24 protein-coding genes are annotated in these 18,466 nt (G+C 30.2%); all 24 read left to right on the forward strand.

Going from position 1 to position 18,466, the window contains the following annotated elements:
- Positions 1 to 43: 43 nt before the first annotated feature.
- The 24 genes from obgE to L8U98_RS00330 all read left to right on the forward strand — a co-directional run bounded on the left by obgE (position 44) and on the right by L8U98_RS00330 (position 18,466).
- Positions 44 to 1,087: a GTPase ObgE gene (gene obgE, locus L8U98_RS00215; protein WP_263724714.1), complete on the forward strand. Its 1,044-nt coding sequence runs from the start codon at positions 44 to 46 to the stop codon at positions 1,085 to 1,087.
- Positions 1,087 to 1,554 (forward strand): DUF6194 family protein, encoded by a 468-nt coding sequence (locus tag L8U98_RS00220; protein ID WP_039627800.1) that lies wholly within the window; start codon positions 1,087 to 1,089, stop codon positions 1,552 to 1,554. Before obgE ends, L8U98_RS00220 begins: the two co-directional genes overlap by 1 nt.
- Positions 1,551 to 2,462, forward strand: a complete 912-nt coding sequence (fmt, locus tag L8U98_RS00225) for a methionyl-tRNA formyltransferase (RefSeq protein ID WP_263724713.1) — start codon at positions 1,551 to 1,553, stop codon at positions 2,460 to 2,462. Before L8U98_RS00220 ends, fmt begins: the two co-directional genes overlap by 4 nt.
- A complete protein-coding gene (locus L8U98_RS00230; protein ID WP_263702730.1) occupies positions 2,443 to 3,078 on the forward strand; it encodes a biotin--[acetyl-CoA-carboxylase] ligase in 636 nt (211 codons plus the stop codon). Before fmt ends, L8U98_RS00230 begins: the two co-directional genes overlap by 20 nt.
- Positions 3,075 to 3,857: a ParA family protein gene (locus tag L8U98_RS00235; RefSeq protein WP_012660935.1), complete on the forward strand. Its 783-nt coding sequence runs from the start codon at positions 3,075 to 3,077 to the stop codon at positions 3,855 to 3,857. Before L8U98_RS00230 ends, L8U98_RS00235 begins: the two co-directional genes overlap by 4 nt.
- A 3-nt stretch (positions 3,858 to 3,860) precedes the next feature.
- Complete coding sequence (locus L8U98_RS00240) at positions 3,861 to 4,712, forward strand: ParB/RepB/Spo0J family partition protein (RefSeq protein ID WP_173787083.1); 852 nt, start codon at positions 3,861 to 3,863, stop codon at positions 4,710 to 4,712.
- Between the two features lie 63 nt (positions 4,713 to 4,775).
- A complete protein-coding gene (locus tag L8U98_RS00245; protein ID WP_039627807.1) occupies positions 4,776 to 5,201 on the forward strand; it encodes a FoF1 ATP synthase subunit B' in 426 nt (141 codons plus the stop codon).
- A gap of 9 nt (positions 5,202 to 5,210) precedes the next feature.
- Positions 5,211 to 5,723, forward strand: a complete 513-nt coding sequence (locus L8U98_RS00250; RefSeq protein WP_173787085.1) for a F0F1 ATP synthase subunit B — start codon at positions 5,211 to 5,213, stop codon at positions 5,721 to 5,723.
- Complete coding sequence (locus L8U98_RS00255; protein ID WP_263682551.1) at positions 5,723 to 6,244, forward strand: F0F1 ATP synthase subunit delta; 522 nt, start codon at positions 5,723 to 5,725, stop codon at positions 6,242 to 6,244. Before L8U98_RS00250 ends, L8U98_RS00255 begins: the two co-directional genes overlap by 1 nt.
- 9 nt (positions 6,245 to 6,253) lie before the next feature.
- A complete protein-coding gene (atpA, locus tag L8U98_RS00260) occupies positions 6,254 to 7,759 on the forward strand; it encodes a F0F1 ATP synthase subunit alpha (RefSeq protein ID WP_012660940.1) in 1,506 nt (501 codons plus the stop codon).
- A gap of 9 nt (positions 7,760 to 7,768) precedes the next feature.
- Positions 7,769 to 8,653, forward strand: a complete 885-nt coding sequence (gene atpG, locus L8U98_RS00265; protein ID WP_263663543.1) for an ATP synthase F1 subunit gamma — start codon at positions 7,769 to 7,771, stop codon at positions 8,651 to 8,653.
- A gap of 14 nt (positions 8,654 to 8,667) precedes the next feature.
- A complete protein-coding gene (gene atpD / locus L8U98_RS00270; protein WP_039667925.1) occupies positions 8,668 to 10,122 on the forward strand; it encodes a F0F1 ATP synthase subunit beta in 1,455 nt (484 codons plus the stop codon).
- A 3-nt stretch (positions 10,123 to 10,125) separates the two neighbouring features.
- Positions 10,126 to 10,518 (forward strand): ATP synthase F1 subunit epsilon, encoded by a 393-nt coding sequence (gene atpC / locus L8U98_RS00275; protein ID WP_012660943.1) that lies wholly within the window; start codon positions 10,126 to 10,128, stop codon positions 10,516 to 10,518.
- Positions 10,518 to 11,078: a MotA/TolQ/ExbB proton channel family protein gene (locus L8U98_RS00280; protein WP_263682553.1), complete on the forward strand. Its 561-nt coding sequence runs from the start codon at positions 10,518 to 10,520 to the stop codon at positions 11,076 to 11,078. The genes atpC and L8U98_RS00280 overlap by 1 nt, the downstream gene beginning before the upstream one ends.
- Positions 11,079 to 11,081: 3 nt before the next feature.
- A complete protein-coding gene (locus L8U98_RS00285; protein WP_012660945.1) occupies positions 11,082 to 11,468 on the forward strand; it encodes an ExbD/TolR family protein in 387 nt (128 codons plus the stop codon).
- Positions 11,469 to 11,471: 3 nt separating this feature from the next.
- The gene (locus tag L8U98_RS00290; protein WP_263682555.1) at positions 11,472 to 12,251 is read left to right on the forward strand and encodes a TonB C-terminal domain-containing protein; all 780 of its coding nucleotides are present in this window, start codon (positions 11,472 to 11,474) and stop codon (positions 12,249 to 12,251) included.
- Positions 12,248 to 13,447, forward strand: coding sequence for a Tol-Pal system protein TolB (tolB, locus tag L8U98_RS00295; protein ID WP_173787091.1), 1,200 nt, complete (start codon positions 12,248 to 12,250; stop codon positions 13,445 to 13,447). The genes L8U98_RS00290 and tolB overlap by 4 nt, the downstream gene beginning before the upstream one ends.
- Before the next feature lie 68 nt (positions 13,448 to 13,515).
- Complete coding sequence (gene pal, locus L8U98_RS00300) at positions 13,516 to 14,001, forward strand: peptidoglycan-associated lipoprotein Pal (protein ID WP_263678394.1); 486 nt, start codon at positions 13,516 to 13,518, stop codon at positions 13,999 to 14,001.
- An 11-nt stretch (positions 14,002 to 14,012) separates the two neighbouring features.
- Positions 14,013 to 15,002: a tetratricopeptide repeat protein gene (locus L8U98_RS00305; protein WP_263663550.1), complete on the forward strand. Its 990-nt coding sequence runs from the start codon at positions 14,013 to 14,015 to the stop codon at positions 15,000 to 15,002.
- A 13-nt stretch (positions 15,003 to 15,015) separates the two neighbouring features.
- Positions 15,016 to 15,600 carry an FKBP-type peptidyl-prolyl cis-trans isomerase gene (locus L8U98_RS00310; protein ID WP_039617371.1) on the forward strand — a complete coding sequence of 195 codons (585 nt, stop codon included), beginning with the start codon at positions 15,016 to 15,018 and terminating at the stop codon, positions 15,598 to 15,600.
- A complete protein-coding gene (fabD, locus tag L8U98_RS00315; RefSeq protein WP_263724712.1) occupies positions 15,600 to 16,520 on the forward strand; it encodes an ACP S-malonyltransferase in 921 nt (306 codons plus the stop codon). Before L8U98_RS00310 ends, fabD begins: the two co-directional genes overlap by 1 nt.
- Complete coding sequence (locus L8U98_RS00320; protein ID WP_263724711.1) at positions 16,517 to 17,203, forward strand: 5'-methylthioadenosine/adenosylhomocysteine nucleosidase; 687 nt, start codon at positions 16,517 to 16,519, stop codon at positions 17,201 to 17,203. Before fabD ends, L8U98_RS00320 begins: the two co-directional genes overlap by 4 nt.
- Positions 17,200 to 17,961: an ATP-binding protein gene (locus L8U98_RS00325; protein WP_263682561.1), complete on the forward strand. Its 762-nt coding sequence runs from the start codon at positions 17,200 to 17,202 to the stop codon at positions 17,959 to 17,961. Before L8U98_RS00320 ends, L8U98_RS00325 begins: the two co-directional genes overlap by 4 nt.
- Positions 17,954 to 18,466, forward strand: a complete 513-nt coding sequence (locus L8U98_RS00330) for a cysteine hydrolase family protein (RefSeq protein WP_263678400.1) — start codon at positions 17,954 to 17,956, stop codon at positions 18,464 to 18,466. The genes L8U98_RS00325 and L8U98_RS00330 overlap by 8 nt, the downstream gene beginning before the upstream one ends.

Consider the following 18,466-nt stretch of genomic DNA (forward strand, 5'->3'; position numbering starts at 1 on the left):
AAAAATATAATATCATTTTAAAAATTTATACTTTGGTGATTGTATGTTTATAGATAATGTAAAATTAGTTTTAAGTTCAGGTAATGGTGGCAAAGGTGCTGTGAGTTTTCGCCGTGAAAAACATGTTCCACTTGGTGGACCTGATGGTGGCGATGGCGGAAATGGTGGCGATGTGTATTTTATATGTGATAACAATACCCATACCCTAGCGCACTTTAAAGGCAAAAAAGAACTTAAAGCGCAAAATGGCCAGCCGGGTTTGGGCCGTAACAAAAATGGCAAAAGAGGGGAGAGCTTAGAATTAATCGTTCCTCAAGGCACCCAAGTAATTGATGCACAAAGTGGGGAAGTTTTGCTTGATATGTTAGTAGAAGGCCAAAAAGAACTCTTTTTAAAAGGTGGTAAAGGCGGTCTTGGTAATACTCACTTTAAAAACTCTACTAATCAACGCCCAGATTATGCTCAACCAGGTGTGACAGGAAAAACCTTAAGTGTGCGCTTAGAGTTAAAACTCATAGCAGATGTTGGACTTGTAGGCTTTCCAAATGTAGGAAAATCCACTCTTATAAGCGTAGTGTCTAATGCAAGACCTGAAATAGCTAATTATGAATTTACTACTTTAACTCCAAAACTTGGTATGGTTGAAGTAGATGATTATAATTCTTTTGTAATGGCAGATATCCCAGGTATTATAGAAGGTGCAAGCGATGGTAGGGGTTTGGGGCTTGAGTTTTTAAGACACATAGAAAGAACTTCTTTTTTACTTTTTGTACTTGATCCATTAAGAGATATGAGTTTAAAAGAGCAATTTTGCATTTTAAGAAAAGAATTGGAAAAATTTTCAAGCAAACTTTATGCAAGAAATTTTGGCTTAATGCTTTCAAAAAGTGATAGTGTAAATTTGGGTGAGGAATTTGCACAAAAAATGGAAGATGATTATAATGAGTTAAAAGCTTATTTACAAAGTCAAAATAATCCACAAAGCTTTTTTGTTAAAGTATCAAGCCTTGAAAAAACTGGACTTAAAGAGCTTAAATTTATGCTTTTAGAAGAAGTTAAAAAAATTAGAAATCAAAATAATCTTTGATGAGTGAAAATTTAACTATAGATTTTATCCAAGAATATATCAAGTCCAATTTTAAAGGTTTGGTATATAAATTTACCTATAAAGAACATAGCTTTTTTTATAATCCCGATAAGGTTTTAAAAAACGGAGTTTATTTTTGTACTATTAAAGAAAATGATGGCATAAATGATAAAGCTTCGAATTTAAATAGAGAAGGTGTGTTTCGTCTAAGTTGCTCTCTTTGTGATCAAGATTACCAAAATCTTTTTGGTCAAAAACCTAAAAAAGCTTTAAAGGGTGAAATTGTTAGTTTAAATTATGATTTTTCTATGCTTGATCTTATCATGCCTCATCCAATTTATGCTTATATGGGATATATTTGTATTAACAATCCTTCAAGAAAAAATTTTGAAATTTTTAAAGATTATCTTGAGCTTTCATATCAAAAAGCTATAAAAACTTATCAAAAAAGGATAGCGGCACTATGAAAAATATCATTTTTATGGGAACTCCCTCTTATGCAACATGTATTTTAAAAGAGCTTGTCGATAAAGGATTTAATGTTCAAGCCTTATTTACCCAGCCTGATAAACCTGTGGGAAGAAAACAAATTTTAACTCCAAGTGATACTAAAAAATTTGTTTTAGAAAATAATTTAAATATAGAAATTTTCACTCCAAAAAGCTTAAAAGATGAAAATATAATCAATGAAATAAAAAATCTAAAACCTGACTTTATAGTTGTTGCTGCTTATGGGAAGATTTTACCAAAAGAAATTTTAGATATCGCTCCTTGTATCAATTTGCATGCTTCCTTGCTTCCTAAATATCGTGGCGCTTCACCTATACAAAGTGCTATTTTAAATGGGGATAAAATAAGCGGGGTTTGCACTATGCTTATGGAAGAAGGGCTTGATAGTGGTGCTATTTTAGAAAACATAGAATGTGATATCGCAGGTAAAAATTCAGCTGAAGTTTTTATTATGCTTTCAAATTTAGCAGCTAAGCTTACTATTTCTACACTTTTGAATTTTGAAAAAATTATCCCAAAAAAGCAAGATGAAAGTTTGGTTACACATTGTAAAAAAATCAAAAAAGAAGATGGGTTGATTAATTTGGATAATGCAAGTGAAATCTATCAAAAATTTTTAGCTTTTACACCTTGGCCTGGAGTTTTTTTAGAAAATGGTATGAAATTTTTAGACATAGAATTAGTTGATAGTGAAAAAACTCAAAAATCAGGTGTGATTTTACAAGTAGAAAAGGAAAGCTTTTTGCTTTCATGTACAAAAGGTATTTTAAGGATTAAAACTTTACAAGAAAGTGGAAAAAAAGTTTTAGACGCTAAGACTTATTTAAACGGAAAAAGGTTAAAACTTGGAGATAGTTTATTTTGATGAACTTGAATCAACTCAAGTTTATTTAAGTGATAAAATTCGTAGTGGAGAAATTACTAACAATACAGCCATTTGTGCTTTTATCCAAAGTGCTGGTATAGGCAGTAGAGATAATACTTGGCAAAGTAAGCAAGGAAATTTGCATGTATCTTTTTGCATAAAAACTCAAGAATTAACACAAGATCTTCCTTTGGCTTCTGCTAGTATATACTTTGCATTTTTAATGAAAGAAGTATTGCAAAGACAAAATTCAAAAGTATGGATTAAATGGCCTAATGATTTTTATATAGAAGATAAAAAAATAGGCGGATTGATGAGTTCTAAAATCAATGATTTTTTGGTTGTAGGAATGGGGATTAATCTTAAATATGCTCCATTTAATGCTGAAATTTTAGATATAGAAGTGGATATAGCAAAACTTTTAAATGAGTATTTTTCTTATGTAGATGAGAAAATTTTATGGAAGAATATTTTTAGCAAGTATATGCTAGAATTTGAAAAATCAAGAAATTTTTTTATACATAATGAAGGTAAGATTTTATCTTTAAAAGATGCTTTGTTGTATAAAGATGGTTCTATATTGTTAGATAATAAAAGGATATATAGTTTAAGATGAGTGAGATAATAACTATTGCAAATCAAAAAGGTGGGGTAGGTAAAACTACTACCGCTATTAATCTAGCGGCTTCTTTGGCAGTAGCTGAAAAAAAGGTTCTTTTAATAGATATTGATCCACAAGCTAATGCTACAACAGGACTTGGTTTTAATAGAAGTAATTATGAATATAATATTTACCATGTTTTTATAGGTAGGAAAAAACTTTCTGAAATTATTTTAAAAACTGAGCTTCCGCAATTATATTTAGCTCCATCAAATATTTCTTTGGTTGGAATTGAGCAAGAAGTAGTAAAAGAAAGCGGAGAATATAGAACAATTTTAAGAGAAAAAATCAAAGAAATTGCCAAAGATTATGATTTTATTATCATTGACTCACCTCCTGCGCTTGGAAGCATTACAGTGAATGCTTTTGCAGCAAGTGATAGTGTTATTATCCCTATACAATGTGAGTTTTATGCACTTGAGGGCGTTGCGATGGTTTTAAACACTATTAAGTTTGTGAAAAAAACTATCAATCCAAAACTAAAAATAAAAGGCTTTTTGCCAACCATGTATAGCTCTCAAAATAATCTTTCAAAAGATACTGTGGAGGATTTAAAGCAAAATTTCAAACAAAAGCTATTTAGAACAGGTGATAATGAAGATGATTTCATCATCATACCAAGAAATGTAAAACTTGCTGAAAGTCCAAGCTATGGAAAGCCTATTATACTTTATGATATAAAATCCCCAGGTTCGGTGGCATATCAAAATTTAGCACATTCTATATTAGGATAAAAAATGGCAAAAAAAAGTGCATTAGGAAGAGGTTTAAGTAGTATTTTGGCTGATATTGATGAGGTTTATGAAAAAGAATTAGGCTCTAATGAAGGCAGAATAGAAGAAATTGATATAGATTTAATTAGTCCAAACCCTTATCAGCCAAGAAAAAATTTTGATACCCAAGCTCTAGAAGAACTTGCAGGTTCTATTAAAGAATATGGCTTGATTCAGCCTGTTGTAGTTTTTAAAAAAGATGAATTTGATTATATTTTAATAGCAGGTGAGAGAAGATTTAGAGCGTGTAAGCTTTTAGAAAAAGAACAGATTAAAGCTGTAGTTTTAAATGTAGATGATATAAAATTACGTGAGCTTGCTTTAATAGAAAATATTCAAAGAGAAAATTTAAACCCTATAGAATTAGCACATTCTTATAAAGAGTTATTAGAAATTCATGATATCACTCAAGAAAAATTAGCCGATCTTATTCACAAATCAAGACCTCAAATTGCTAATACTTTAAGACTTTTAAATTTAAACGAGCAAACGCAAAATTTCATTATAGAAGGTAAAATCTCACAAGGACATGCAAAAGTTTTAGTGGGACTTGAAAAAGAAGAAGAAAAAATGATAGTTGATACTATCATAGGGCAAAAACTCAATGTAAGAGATACCGAAAAGTTAATTAAAAATTTTAAAAACACAAACCAATTAGAAAAAAACGCAACTTCAAACAAACAATATCAATCTATAATAAATTTAAAAGAAAAAATTGAATCTTTAGGCTTAAAAGTAAATGCAAAAGATTTAAAAATTACTATAAATTTTGAAAATGAAGATGAGGTTAGGGAATTTCTAAAGACATTAAATTAAATATGTTTTTAGGTATGTTTTGCTATAATTTCGCGTTTTATTTAGATTTATTTAGGAGTATTAATGTTTAATGATGTACACTTTTCCATCATGATAGCCACTGGTGTCATTTTTTTGCTTATGATAGCGATTTTAAATTCTATGCTCTATAAGCCTTTGATTAAATTTATGGATTCTAGGGATTTAACTATAAAAAATGATGAAGAAAAAATGAAAAAAAATTCTGATGATGTTTCAAATGTAGAAAGTGAATTAGAAAAAATTCATATCCAAACAAGAGATGAAATCAATCAAATCAAAGCAAAAGCAATAGAAGAAGCTAAAATAAAACAAGAAAAAGAATTATCAACAAGAAAAAGAGAATTAGAAGATCAAATGCTTGTTTTTCTTAAAAGTCTAAGAGAAAAAGAAAAAGAATTAAAAGAAGAAATGCGTTTAAAAATGCCAGAATTTAAACAAAGCTTTAAAAATAGCTTGAGTAAAATTTAAGGAAGATAAATGTTGAAAAAAATTACATTATTATCAATACTTCCTTTTTATGCTTTTGCAGCAGGTAATGGAAGTGGTGAGTATGATATTATTCCAAGAGCGGTGAATTTTGTTTTATTTGCTGCTATTTTGTATTATTTCATAGCAACACCTTTGAAAAATTTCTACAATGGTAGAATTGCAAAGATTGCATCTAGAATGAATGAAATTCAAGAAAAACTTATTGCAAGTAAAAATCATAAATTAGAAATGATGAAAAAATTAGATTTAGCCAAACAAGAAGCTGTTAATGCAATTGCTCTTGCAAAAAAAGAGGCAGAAATTATTACTGAAAAAATCGAGAATGAAACAAAAATGGAAATTAAAGCTCTAGAAAAAACTTACGAAGAGCACAAAGAATATGAAATAAGAAAAATGGAAAAAGAAGTTGTGCAAGCAGTTTTAGAAGAAATTTTTGAAGATCAAAATTTACAGCTACAACAAAAAGAAATTTTAAATATCATGATGAAAAAGGTGTCTTGATGGAAAAAGTAATTGCTAAAACATATGCAAAGGCAATATTAGAAAGAAATGATTTTGAAAATTTTTATTCTAATTTGTTAGAGTTAAGCTCAGCTTTTGCATCTAATAAATTTATAGATATTTTAAATTCATACGAAATAAAGCAAGACAAAAAATTAGAGTTAATACTTTCATTATTGAATAATCCAAGTGATGCTTTTAAAAATTTTATAAATTTGATTGTGGATAATAAAAGAGAAATGTTAATTCCAGAAATCACTAAAGAATTAAGTGAACAAAAAGCATCAAAAGAAAATACATTTTTAGGACAAGTTTATTCAAAAGAAAAATTAAGCGAAGAAGAAATTAAAAATTTAGAGGAAAAACTTAGTCTTAAATTTAATGCAAAAATTAGATTAGATAGTAAAATAAGTGATAATGACAGTGTAAAAATTAGCTTAGATGGACTTGGATATGAAATTTCATTTTCAATGCAAAGCTTAAAAGCTAAGATGAATGAATATATATTAAAAGCAATTTAAGGAGATTTGATGAAATTTAAAGCAGATGAAATTAGTTCTATTATAAAAGAAAGAATTGAAAAATTTGACTTTAATCTTGAAATAGAAGAAACCGGTAAAATTATTTCAGTTGCCGATGGTGTTGCTAAGGTATATGGCCTTAAAAATGCTATGGCTGGAGAGATGGTTGAATTTGAAAATGGCGAAAAAGGAATGGTTCTTAACCTTGAAGAATCAAGTGTTGGTATTGTTATCTTAGGTAAAGGACTTGGACTTAAAGAAGGAAGTTCTGTAAAAAGATTAAAAAAACTTTTAAAAGTTCCAGTTGGAGATGCGTTAATAGGACGTGTTGTAAATGCTTTAGGAGAGCCAATTGATGCTAAAGGCGTAATTGAAGCGAGCGAATATCGTTTTGTAGAAGAAAAAGCAAAAGGTATTATGGCTAGAAAAAGCGTTCATGAGCCATTACATACGGGTATTAAAGCTATTGATGCTTTAGTTCCAATTGGTAGAGGACAAAGAGAATTAATCATCGGTGATAGACAAACAGGTAAAACAACTGTAGCAATTGATACAATTATTAGTCAAAAAGGTAAAGATGTTATTTGTATTTATGTTGCAATTGGTCAAAAACAAAGTACTGTAGCTCAAGTAGTTAAAAAGCTTGAAGAATATGGTGCAATGGATTATACTATAGTGGTAAATGCGGGTGCATCAGATCCTGCTGCGTTACAGTATCTTGCGCCATATGCTGGGGTAACTATGGGTGAATATTTTAGAGATAATTCAAGACATGCATTGATCGTTTATGATGATTTAAGTAAACATGCTGTTGCATACCGTGAAATGTCTTTGATTTTACGTCGTCCTCCAGGTCGTGAGGCTTATCCTGGTGATGTGTTCTATCTACATTCAAGATTGCTTGAAAGAGCAAGTAAGTTAAGTGATGAGCTTGGCGCGGGAAGCTTGACTGCACTTCCTATTATTGAAACTCAAGCAGGGGATGTTTCAGCTTATATTCCAACCAATGTTATTTCAATTACAGATGGTCAAATTTTCTTAGAAACAGATTTATTTAACTCAGGTATTCGTCCTGCGATTAATGTTGGTTTATCTGTATCTCGTGTTGGTGGTGCCGCGCAAATTAAAGCAACAAAACAAGTTTCAGGTACATTAAGACTTGATTTAGCTCAGTATAGAGAATTGCAAGCTTTTGCACAATTTGCAAGTGATTTGGATGAAGCTAGTAGAAAACAACTTGAGCGTGGACAAAGAATGGTTGAAGTTTTAAAGCAACCTCCATATTCTCCACTTTCACCAGAAAATCAAGTTGTGATTATTTTTGCAGGCACTAAAGGTTATTTAGATGATGTTGCAGTTTCGAAAATTGGAGAATTTGAAGCAGCTTTATATCCATTTATTGAGGCTAAGTATCCAGAAATTTTTGAGCAAATTAGAACTAAAAAAGCTTTAGATAAAGATTTAGAAGAAAAACTAGCTAAAGCATTGAGTGAGTTTAAAGCAAACCATATATAAGGTTTTTAAATGTCTAATTTAAAAGAAATTAAAAGAAAAATAAAAAGTGTTCACAATACACAAAAGACAACCAATGCGATGAAGCTTGTCTCTACTGCTAAACTAAGAAAAGCAGAAGAGGCAGCTAAAAAATCAAAGGTTTTTGCTCAAAAAATCGATGAAGTTTTATCAGAAATTGCGTTCAAGATCAATCAATACGATGGGCTTGATGACAAACTTCCATTTTTTAGAAAAAAAGATAATATAGAAAAAATGGATATTATTTTTGTCACAGCCGATAAGGGTTTGTGTGGTGGATTTAATATTAAAACCATTAAAGCTGTAAATGAAATGCTTGAAGATTGCAAAACAAAAAAAATCAAGGTAAGATTAAGAGCTATTGGTAAAACAGGTATAGAATATTTTAATTTTCAAAATATAGAAATTTTGGAAAAATATTTAGATACAAGTTCAAGTCCAGATTATGATAAGGCTTGTGCTATTATCCAAAAAGCTGTTGATGATTTTGTAAATGGCGTGACAGATAAAATTGTAATCATTCACAATGGTTATAAAAATATGATTTCTCAAGAAATTCGTATTAATGAGTTGTTGCCAGTAGAAGCTATTGTTGGTAAAGAAGAACAAAAGTCTGAATCTTTAATGGACTTAGAACCAGAAGATGAAGAAATTTTAAACGATTTGTTAAAAACTTATTTTGAATATAACATGTACTTTTCTTTAGTTGATTCTTTGGCAGCTGAACATAGTGCTAGAATGCAAGCCATGGATAATGCAACCAATAATGCAAAAGCTAGAGTTAAGCAGCTTAATCTAGCTTATAATAAAGCAAGACAAGAATCTATTACCACCGAGTTGATAGAAATCATCAGCGGTGTTGAGTCAATGAAATAAATTTAGGAGTGATGATGCAAGGTTTTATTTCTCAAGTTTTAGGACCAGTGGTTGATGTTGAATTTAAAGACTATCTTCCACAAATTAATGAAGCTATTATTGTTAATTATGAATTAGAAGGAAAAGAATGCAAGCTAGTTCTTGAAGTAGCTGCGCATTTAGGCGATAATAAAGTAAGAACCATCGCTATGGATATGACGGATGGTCTTGTTAGAGGTTTAACAGCTGTCGCAACTGGAAATCCAATTAGCGTTCCAGTAGGCGAAAAAGTTCTTGGAAGAATTTTTAATGTAACGGGTGATTTGATTGATGAGGGTGAAGAAATCAATTTTGATAAACACTGGTCAATTCATAGAGATCCGCCTCCATTTGAAGAGCAAAGTACAAAAAGTGAAATCTTTGAAACAGGTATAAAGGTTGTTGATTTGCTAGCTCCTTATGCTAAGGGTGGTAAAGTTGGTCTTTTTGGTGGTGCAGGTGTTGGTAAAACCGTTATTATTATGGAATTAATTCACAACGTTGCATTTAAACACAGCGGATATTCGGTTTTTGCAGGTGTTGGCGAAAGAACTCGTGAGGGTAATGACCTTTATAATGAAATGAAAGAAAGTAACGTATTGGATAAAGTTGCATTGTGCTATGGTCAAATGAATGAACCACCAGGAGCAAGAAATCGTATTGCGTTAACAGGTCTTACTATGGCTGAGTATTTTAGAGATGAAATGGGACTTGATGTTTTAATGTTTATTGATAATATTTTTAGATTTTCTCAATCAGGTTCAGAAATGTCAGCGCTTTTAGGAAGAATTCCTTCAGCTGTTGGTTATCAACCAACCCTAGCTAGCGAAATGGGTAAGTTCCAAGAAAGAATTACTTCAACCAAAAAAGGATCTATTACTTCAGTTCAAGCAGTTTATGTACCAGCAGATGACTTAACAGACCCTGCGCCAGCAACAGTTTTTGCACACTTGGATGCAACAACAGTTTTAAATAGATCAATTGCTGAAAAAGGTATTTATCCAGCTGTTGATCCACTTGATTCTACTTCAAGAATGCTTGATCCGCAAATTATTGGTGAAGAGCACTATAAAGTAGCACGTGGAGTACAATCAGTATTACAAAAATATAAAGATTTGCAAGATATTATTGCTATTTTGGGTATGGATGAGTTAAGCGAAGAAGATAAATTGATTGTTGAAAGAGCAAGAAAAATTGAAAAATTCCTATCTCAACCATTCTTCGTTGCTGAAGTTTTCACAGGTAGCCCTGGAAAATATATCAGCTTAGAAGATACAATTGCAGGATTTAAAGGTATTTTAGAAGGTAAATATGATGATTTACCAGAAAATGCTTTTTATATGGTTGGTAATATAGATGAAGCTATAGCAAAAGCTGAAACACTTAAAGAAGTTAGCAGAAAAGACGTTTGTTTAGATAATTGTAAAGTGGATAAGGCTAAAAAAGGTTAATTTATGCAAGATTTAATATCTTTAGAAATCATTACACCTCTTGGTATGATTTATCAAGGGGATGCAAGATTGGTAGTTCTTCCTGGAAGCGAGGGTGAATTTGGTGTTTTAAAAGGACATGCATCTTTAATCTCTTCTTTAAAAGCAGGAATTATAGATATAGAAAAATCAGATTCAACTCATGAATTAGTTGCTATTGATTCAGGTCATGCAAAAGTTTCTGAAACTAAAGTGAGTGTTTTAGCAAAAGGCGCTGTATGGGTTGGAGGAAATAGTGATAGTGAAATAGCAAAAAGATTAGAAGAAGCAAAAGATTTAATTAAATCTATGAGCAGTGATAGTATTGCACTTGCTTCTACTTTTGCTAAAATGGATAATAATGTAAGGCAAAAATAGTGGATTTTCAAGCAATTTTTCATTTTTTTGAAAATACAAGCTTAATCACTTATATAGTATTAGCTTGGCTTTCGGTGTATTTTATACTTAGTTTTAGTATATTATTTTCAAGGTTGATGCTTATTAATAAATGGACTCAAAATGAAAGCCAGGCTTTAGAAGCTTTAATGAGAGGCGAAAAAGATTTAAGTCAAAGTGCATCAATTTTAAAAAAATGTGTTGAAGTTGATGAAACAAAGATGAATATTTATAAAAATTCTGTAGAAAAAAAAGCCACAATAGGATTAACTTGGCTTAGCATTATCGCTTCAACCTCTCCTTTTATAGGTCTTTTTGGTACGGTTATTTCTATACTTGAAACTTTTGGTGGCTTAGAGATGCAAAATTCTTTAAGCATTATAGCTCCTAAAATCAGTGAAGCTTTAGTGGCTACAGGTTGTGGAATTTTAGTAGCGATTCCTGCATACAGTTTTCATTTGATTATTAAACGTAAAGCCTATGAATTGATTAATATCTTAGATAGTGAAATCAAGGTGCTGGTAAGTTCTATAAAGGCTTAATTTATGTTTTTAGAAGAAAAACCTGAACTCAATATTACACCTTTGGTAGATATTATGCTTGTGTTGCTTGCTATTTTAATGGTAACAGCACCAAGCATCACATATGAAGAAAAAGTTCAACTTCCTCAAGGTTCGCAAAAAACTTCAAGTGCGCCAAATATTAAAAGTTTGATTATAACAATTAATGCAAAAAAAGAAATTTTTATAGGAAAAGATAAATTTGATTTTATAAGTTTTGCGGATAATATGAATGCTTTAAAAGTTCAGTATAATACTCAAGAGACAGTTTTTATCAGAGCGGATAAGAATCTAAAATATGATGATGTAATGAGTGTTTTAAGAACAATGAAACATTTAGGCTTCCAAAAAGTTGCTTTGCAAACTGAGTAAAAAATGGAAGAAAATTCTACACATAATCTTAAAGCTTTTATTTATGCAACTTTAGTTTATTTTTTTGTTGTTTTTTTGGTATTTTTTAAGTTGGTTGAGTATAAACCAAAAGCCATTGAATATACTGATGATCCTAATGGTTTTATCAATATAGAACTTGGAGATAGCATAAATCAAAATCAAGTAAATATGATACAAGAATTACAAAAAGAAAATCTACAAAGTTTATTTGAAGAAAATCTTTTACAAAAATACACTACCAATAAAAGCGTTAACACCCAAAATATAGAACAACAAGCAAGTGTTTTTAATGAGTTGTTTGGTAAAATAGAAGACTATCAAGAAGAAAAAACGACTAAAGTGCAATCTTCTATGCCTTCAAAAAAACCTACTTTTGCCCAAAGAGAAAAAATCAATGATTTTTCTAAGCAACTCAATGAAAATTTAAAAATAAATCAAGAATTAGGTCAATCTGTCATGGAGCAAAAAGTAGGGGTTTATGATCAATTCTTAGGCGCTGTTAGAAAATATCTTGAAGATAGATGGAGAATTTATAATCCTAGTGGTAATTTAAGTATAGAAGTAGAATTTGTAATTGATAATAATGGTTATTTTTACCTGTTAAACACTACTAGTGCACATAGTGATAATTTTGATAAAAAAGCAAAAGAATTTTTACAAAATTTAGAAGGAAAATACATAACTTTACCTCCAAATGGTAAAATAAGAAAAATTAAAATGCAACTTAGTGATATAATTGAGTTTAAAACGGAGAAACAATGAAAAAAATACTAGTATTTTTATTTTTTTGTTCAGTATTATTTGGACAAGATGCAACAATATCTGTTGTTAATAAAGGTATGCAATTGCCAAAAATTTATATTAAAGATCAGTCTAAATTGAATGATTTAGATCTTAAAAAAAGTTTTTATAACATGCTTGTTAATGATATAAAAGTAAGTTCAAATTTTGAGATAACTCAAGATGAAAAACAAGGTGATTATATTTTTTCTTATATATTAAATAAAAACGGTAAACTTTTAGATATTGATGTTGAAATTTTAGCTGCAAATGAAACTAAAACAAGATTTTACGAACAAATTCTTTCCATCGAAGAGTATCCATTTTTAGCACATAGAAGTGTTGCCCAAATGAATAAAAAGTTAGGTTTTGCTCCGGTTGATTGGATGGATCATAAAATTTTAATAGCTAGAACACAAGGTAGTAAGCAAAGTGATATTTTATTAGCAGATTATACTTTAACTTACCAAAAAGTATTGATTTCAAAAGGTTTAAATTTGTTTCCTAAATGGGCAAATAAAGAACAAAATGCATTTTATTTTACTGCCTATGAAGATGAGATTCCAACTCTTTATAAATATAATATGAAAAATAAAAATATAACAAAAATTATTGCTAGCAAAGGTATGATGGTTGCTTCTGATGTGAGTGATGATGGTAAAAAAATTTTACTTACCATGGCTCCAAAAGACCAACCTGATGTATACTTGTATGATGTAGATTCAAAAAATCTGACACAAATTACAAACTATATGGGTATTGATGTAAATGGCAATTTTGTTGATGGTGATAAAAAAATTGTATTTGTGTCTGATCGCTTAGGCTATCCAAATATTTTTATGCAAAATTTAGATTCAAATTTAACAGAACAAGTTGTTTTTCATGGTAAAAATAATTCTTCGGTTTCTACCTATAAACACTACATGGTTTATTCTAGCAGAGAAGTAAATCAAAGCGGAGTTTTTAATCTTTACTTGATGTCAACTCAAAGTGATTACATAAGACAACTCACCGCAAATGGTAAAAATCTTTTTCCAAGATTTTCAAGTGATGGAGAAAGTGTTGTGTTTATTAAGTACTTAGGCTCTCAAAGTGCTTTAGGTGTTATTCGAATTAATGCAAATAAAGCTTTTCATTATGGCTTAAAAGTGGGTAAAATTCAATCAATTGATTGGTAAAATACTAAAATCATATTTTTTTTGTTATAATTAAATTATGATTTTTAAATAAACAAAAGGGGAAATCAATGAAAAAAATCATTTTTGCTTCAATTACTGCATTTGCTGTTATTGTAAGTGGTTGTGCTACTAAAAACACTAGCGTTAGTAGTTCAAGTAGTGTAGATGGCTCAAAAGGTAGCGGTGGATCTGATAGATTTGAAAATCTTGAATCTTTAAATTCTGTAGCAAATGTATATTTTGATTTTGATAAATTTAATGTTAGATCAGATATGCAAAAGGTTATTGCAAATAATGCTGAAATCTTTAATAAAGAAGCTGCTAATGCTGCAATAGTAGTTGAAGGAAACTGCGATGAGTGGGGAACTGATGAGTATAATCAAGCTTTAGGTTTAAAAAGAGCTAAAGCGGTAAAAGAATCTTTAGTAGCTCAAGGTGTTAGCGCGGATAGAATTAGCGTTAAAAGCTATGGAGAAACTAATCCTGTATGTACTGAAAGAACAAAAACTTGCGATGCTCAAAATCGCCGTGCAGAATTTAAATTATCAAAATAAGTTTTAAATAAATGAAATTAAAATTATTATCAGTAGCTCTTTTAGGAGCTACTTTTTTACACGCTGAAATTTCAGCTTTTGATGCAGGAAAAGTAGATACAAAAACACCTTATGGTTTAACTCAAAATGAAAAATTACAATATGAAAATCAAGAACGCCTAAGGGCATTGAATGAATATTATACAAATTTAACAAGTAAAATAAATACAGCAGTAGAGAATATAGAAGGATTGCAAAGTGTAACAGAGGGTTTGAATGCTCAATATTCAAAAGCTAACACAAAATTGCTTTCATTAGAAGAAACTTATCAAAATTTTGACGCAAACATAACTCAAGAAATTCAAAATTTAAGAGCTTATGTGGAGGAAAATAGGCAAATTCAAGAAAAAAATCATCAAGAAATTCAAAAAGTTTTAAGTGAAATTACAACTTTGATTAATAAAATCAATGATGATTATATTTCAAAAGAAGATATGAATAAAACCATAACCTTTTTTCAGTCTGAAATAGCTAGAGTGCAAAATCAAACAAAAATTACTCCAGTTGTTCCTGTTGTAAGTGATGATAATAAAACCGAAGAAATCATTCAAGATGTAAATGAAACTCAAGATGAAGTGATTGAAGCAAAAGATGATAGTTGGAAAAAATTGCAATCTAGTGAAATTTTGAAAAAAGCGATAGAAGAAACTAATAAAAATCAATTTGAGGATGCAAAAGAAAAATTTGAACATCTAATAAGTATTCACTACAAACCTGCTAGATCTACTTTTTGGCTTGGAGAGATAAGATATAAACAGCAAGATTACGCAGGTGCTTTGGGATTTTATAAGAAAAGTTCTGCTATAAGCACTAAAGGCGATTATGTACCAAAATTACTTTATCATACAGCTATTAGCTTAGATAAGGTTGGGGATCCAAAAAGTGCAAATAAATTTTATAAAGCTTTAAAGACGGCTTATCCTGATAGTCCTGAAGCAAAAGTTTCACCAGATAGAAAATAACAAAGGAGATAAAATGGCTATAGAAAAAAATAGTGTAGTTTCAATGTTTTATGAATTAAAAGATGCAAATACTAATGAAGTTTTAGAATCAAATATTTATGCTGAACCTATTTCTTTTATTTTAGGTAAGGGTCAAATTTTAGAAGGATTAGAAGAAGAAATTCAAAAGCTTAATGCTCCTTGTAATGCTGATATTGTGATAAAAAAAGAAAATGCTTTGGGCGAATATGATGCCAATGCATTACAAACTTTACCAAAAGAGCAGTTTGCAGGGATTGATTTGCAAGTTGGTATGGAGCTTTTTGGCGAAGGTGAAGATGGTAATACGGTAAGAGTAATTGTTAGAGAAATTACCGAAAATGAAGTTACTATTGATTACAATCATGCTTATGCAGGAAAAGACTTGTTGTTTTCAATCAATATCGTAGATGTTAGAGCTGCAAGTGAAGATGAAATTTTAACAGGAATTATTGCAGGCAGTAGAAGCTGTGGATGTGGTGGTGGAGGACATCATCATGATCATCATCACGGACATGGCGGCGGTGGATGTTGTGGTGGCCACGGACATGGCGGCGGCGGTTGCTGCGGTGGTCATTAATGAATAGCGCATTTATTTTCCCAGGTCAAGGTTCTCAAAGTGTTGGCATGGGTTTGAGTTTTTATGATAATTCTAAAAAATCGAAAGAATTATTAGATAATGCTAGTGATTTTTGTAAAATTGATTTTAAAAATTTGCTTTTTAAGGAAAATGAAAATTTAAATAAAAGCGAATTTACACAAATGGCCATAGTATTAAACTCACTAATGGCTTATGAAGCTTTAAAAGAGCAAGTTGATATAGAAGCTAAGTACAGCCTAGGTCATTCGCTAGGAGAATTCAGTGCTTTAGCAACCCAAGATGCATTTAGCTTTTTAGATGTTATAGCACTTGTTAATAAACGCGGTAAGTTTATGCAAGAAGATTGCTCTAAAATAGAAGCTGGTATGATGGTGATTTTAGGGCTTGAAGATAAAGTGGTAGAAGAACTTTGTCAAAAAGCATTGAGTGAGAAAAAAAACATTTTTGCGGCTAATTATAATTGTGATGGACAAATTGTAGTAGCAGGTTTAAAGCCTGATTTAGCTTCTTATGAGAGTGAGTTTAAAAATGCAGGAGCTAAAAGAGCTATGCTTTTGAACATGAGCGTTGCAAGTCATTGTCCATTATTAAAAAATGCGTCTTTGAAACTTACAAAAGAATTAGAACCTATTTTAAAAGAGAGCTTTAAAAGCGTAGTGTCAAATGTTAATGCAAAAGTGTATAATGATAAAAATCAAGCTCTAATGCTTTTAAGCGAGCAACTCATCAAGCCTGTTCTTTATAAACAAAGTATTAAAGCAATAGATGAAGAAGTAGATTTTTATATAGAATTTGGTGCAAGTGTGTTAAAGGGATTAAATAAAAAAATCACTCAAAAAGAAACTTATACTTTAAGTAAAATAGAAGATATTGATGAAATTTTAAAGGTAATTAAATGAAAATAGCTATTTTAGGAGCTATGCCTGAAGAGGTTACTCCTTTACTAGAAACATTAAAAGAGTATCAAACAATAGAATATGCAAATAATACTTATTATCTTGCAAAATATAAAAATCATGAATTAATTATTGCTTATTCTAAGATAGGGAAAGTCAATTCTACCCTTAGTGCGACTATTATGATAGAAAAATTTAAAGCCGAGCTTTTACTCTTTACGGGTGTGGCTGGTGCTTTTAATCCTAGTTTAGAAATAGGGGATTTAATCTATGCTACAAAATTAGCTCAATATGATTTAGATATCACAGCTTTTGGGCATCCGCTTGGCTATGTTCCTGGTAATGAAATTTTTATAAAAACAGATGATAAGCTAAATAATCTCGCCATAGAAGTTGCTAAAGAACTTGGTGTTAAATTACAATCAGGTATTATCGCTACGGGTGATGAGTTTATTTGTGATGAGAATAAAAAAGCAAAAATTAGAGAAATTTTTAATGCAGATGCTTGTGAAATGGAAGGAGCTAGTGTAGCTTTGGTGTGCGATGCTTTAAAAATTCCATGTTTGATTTTAAGATCTATGAGTGATAAAGCAGGTGAGAAAGCTGAATTTGACTTTGATGAGTTTGTAGAAAAATCAGCCAAAAATTCAGCTAATTTTGTTCTAAAAATTTGTGAGAAATTATGATAAATCTTAGTAAAAAACTAATCAGAGAAGTAGCTAAAGCTAATGCTAAATTTTCTTTAATAGGAGACAATGATAAAGTTTTATTAGGGCTTAGCGGTGGGAAAGATTCGCTTGCCTTAGCACATCTTTTAAAGCGTATGCAAGCACATGCGCCTTTTAAATTTGAACTTAAAGCAGTAACTTTAAGCTATGGCATGGGTGAAGATTATACCAAACTCCATAATCACTGCAAAGAACATGGTATTGATCATGAAGTGATTGATTCTAATATTTATGAAATTTCAGGTGATACGATTAGAAAAAATTCAAGTTTTTGTAGCTATTTTTCAAGAATGAGGCGTGGTGCTTTATATACTTATGCTTTGGAAAATGGTTTTAATAAATTAGCTATAGCTCACCATTTAGATGATGCGGTAGAGAGTTTTTTTATGAATTTTATTTATAATGGTTCTCTTAGGAGTCTAGTTCCCAAGTATAAAAGCAAAAGAGGTGTAGAGGTTATTCGTCCTTTGATTTTTGTAAGAGAAAGACAATTAAGAGAAAATGCTATTAATAATGAATTAGAAGTAATTGGTAATGAATTTTGTCCTGGCATGAAATTAAGTGAAAAAAATGTAAAATTTCCTCATGCAAGAGAAGAAGCTAAGCAGCTTTTAGCAAATTTAGAAAAAGAAAATCCAAAATTATTTACAAGTTTAAAAACTGCATTTGAAAATATCCACACAGATAGCTTTTTTATGGTCAAGGATAATGGCTAATCTTTTAGTTGTTGTTGATTATCAAAATGATTTTATCGATGGTAGCTTGGGTTTTGAAGAAGCTACCAAGATAAAAGATAATATTCTTGCTCTTTTAAAAAATCATCAAGGTGATATTGTTTTTACTTTTGATACGCATGATGAAAATTATTTAAAAACTCAAGAAGGAAAAAATTTACCTACTTATCATTGCATTAGAGATACTTTAGGTTGGCAAATGCCAGGTGATTTTGATGTGTATTTAAAAAATGCAAAAAAAATATTTTATAAGAATGCTTTTGGTAGCTTAGAATTAGCCAATTTTTTAAAACAAAATTATTATGAAAGTATAGAATTTTGTGGTCTTGTTTCACATATTTGTGTATTTAGTAATATTATTTTAGCTCAAAGCGCTAGCATTAACTCAAAAATTATATTACATAAAAATGCAACAGCGAGTTTTAGTAAGTCTTTGGAAAATAGTGCATATGAAATTTTGCAAGCTTATGGCATAGAACTTTTATAA

The organism is Campylobacter sp. RKI_CA19_01128, from assembly GCF_025771175.1.
In the GTDB taxonomy this organism is placed as follows: Bacteria; Campylobacterota; Campylobacteria; order Campylobacterales; family Campylobacteraceae; genus Campylobacter_D.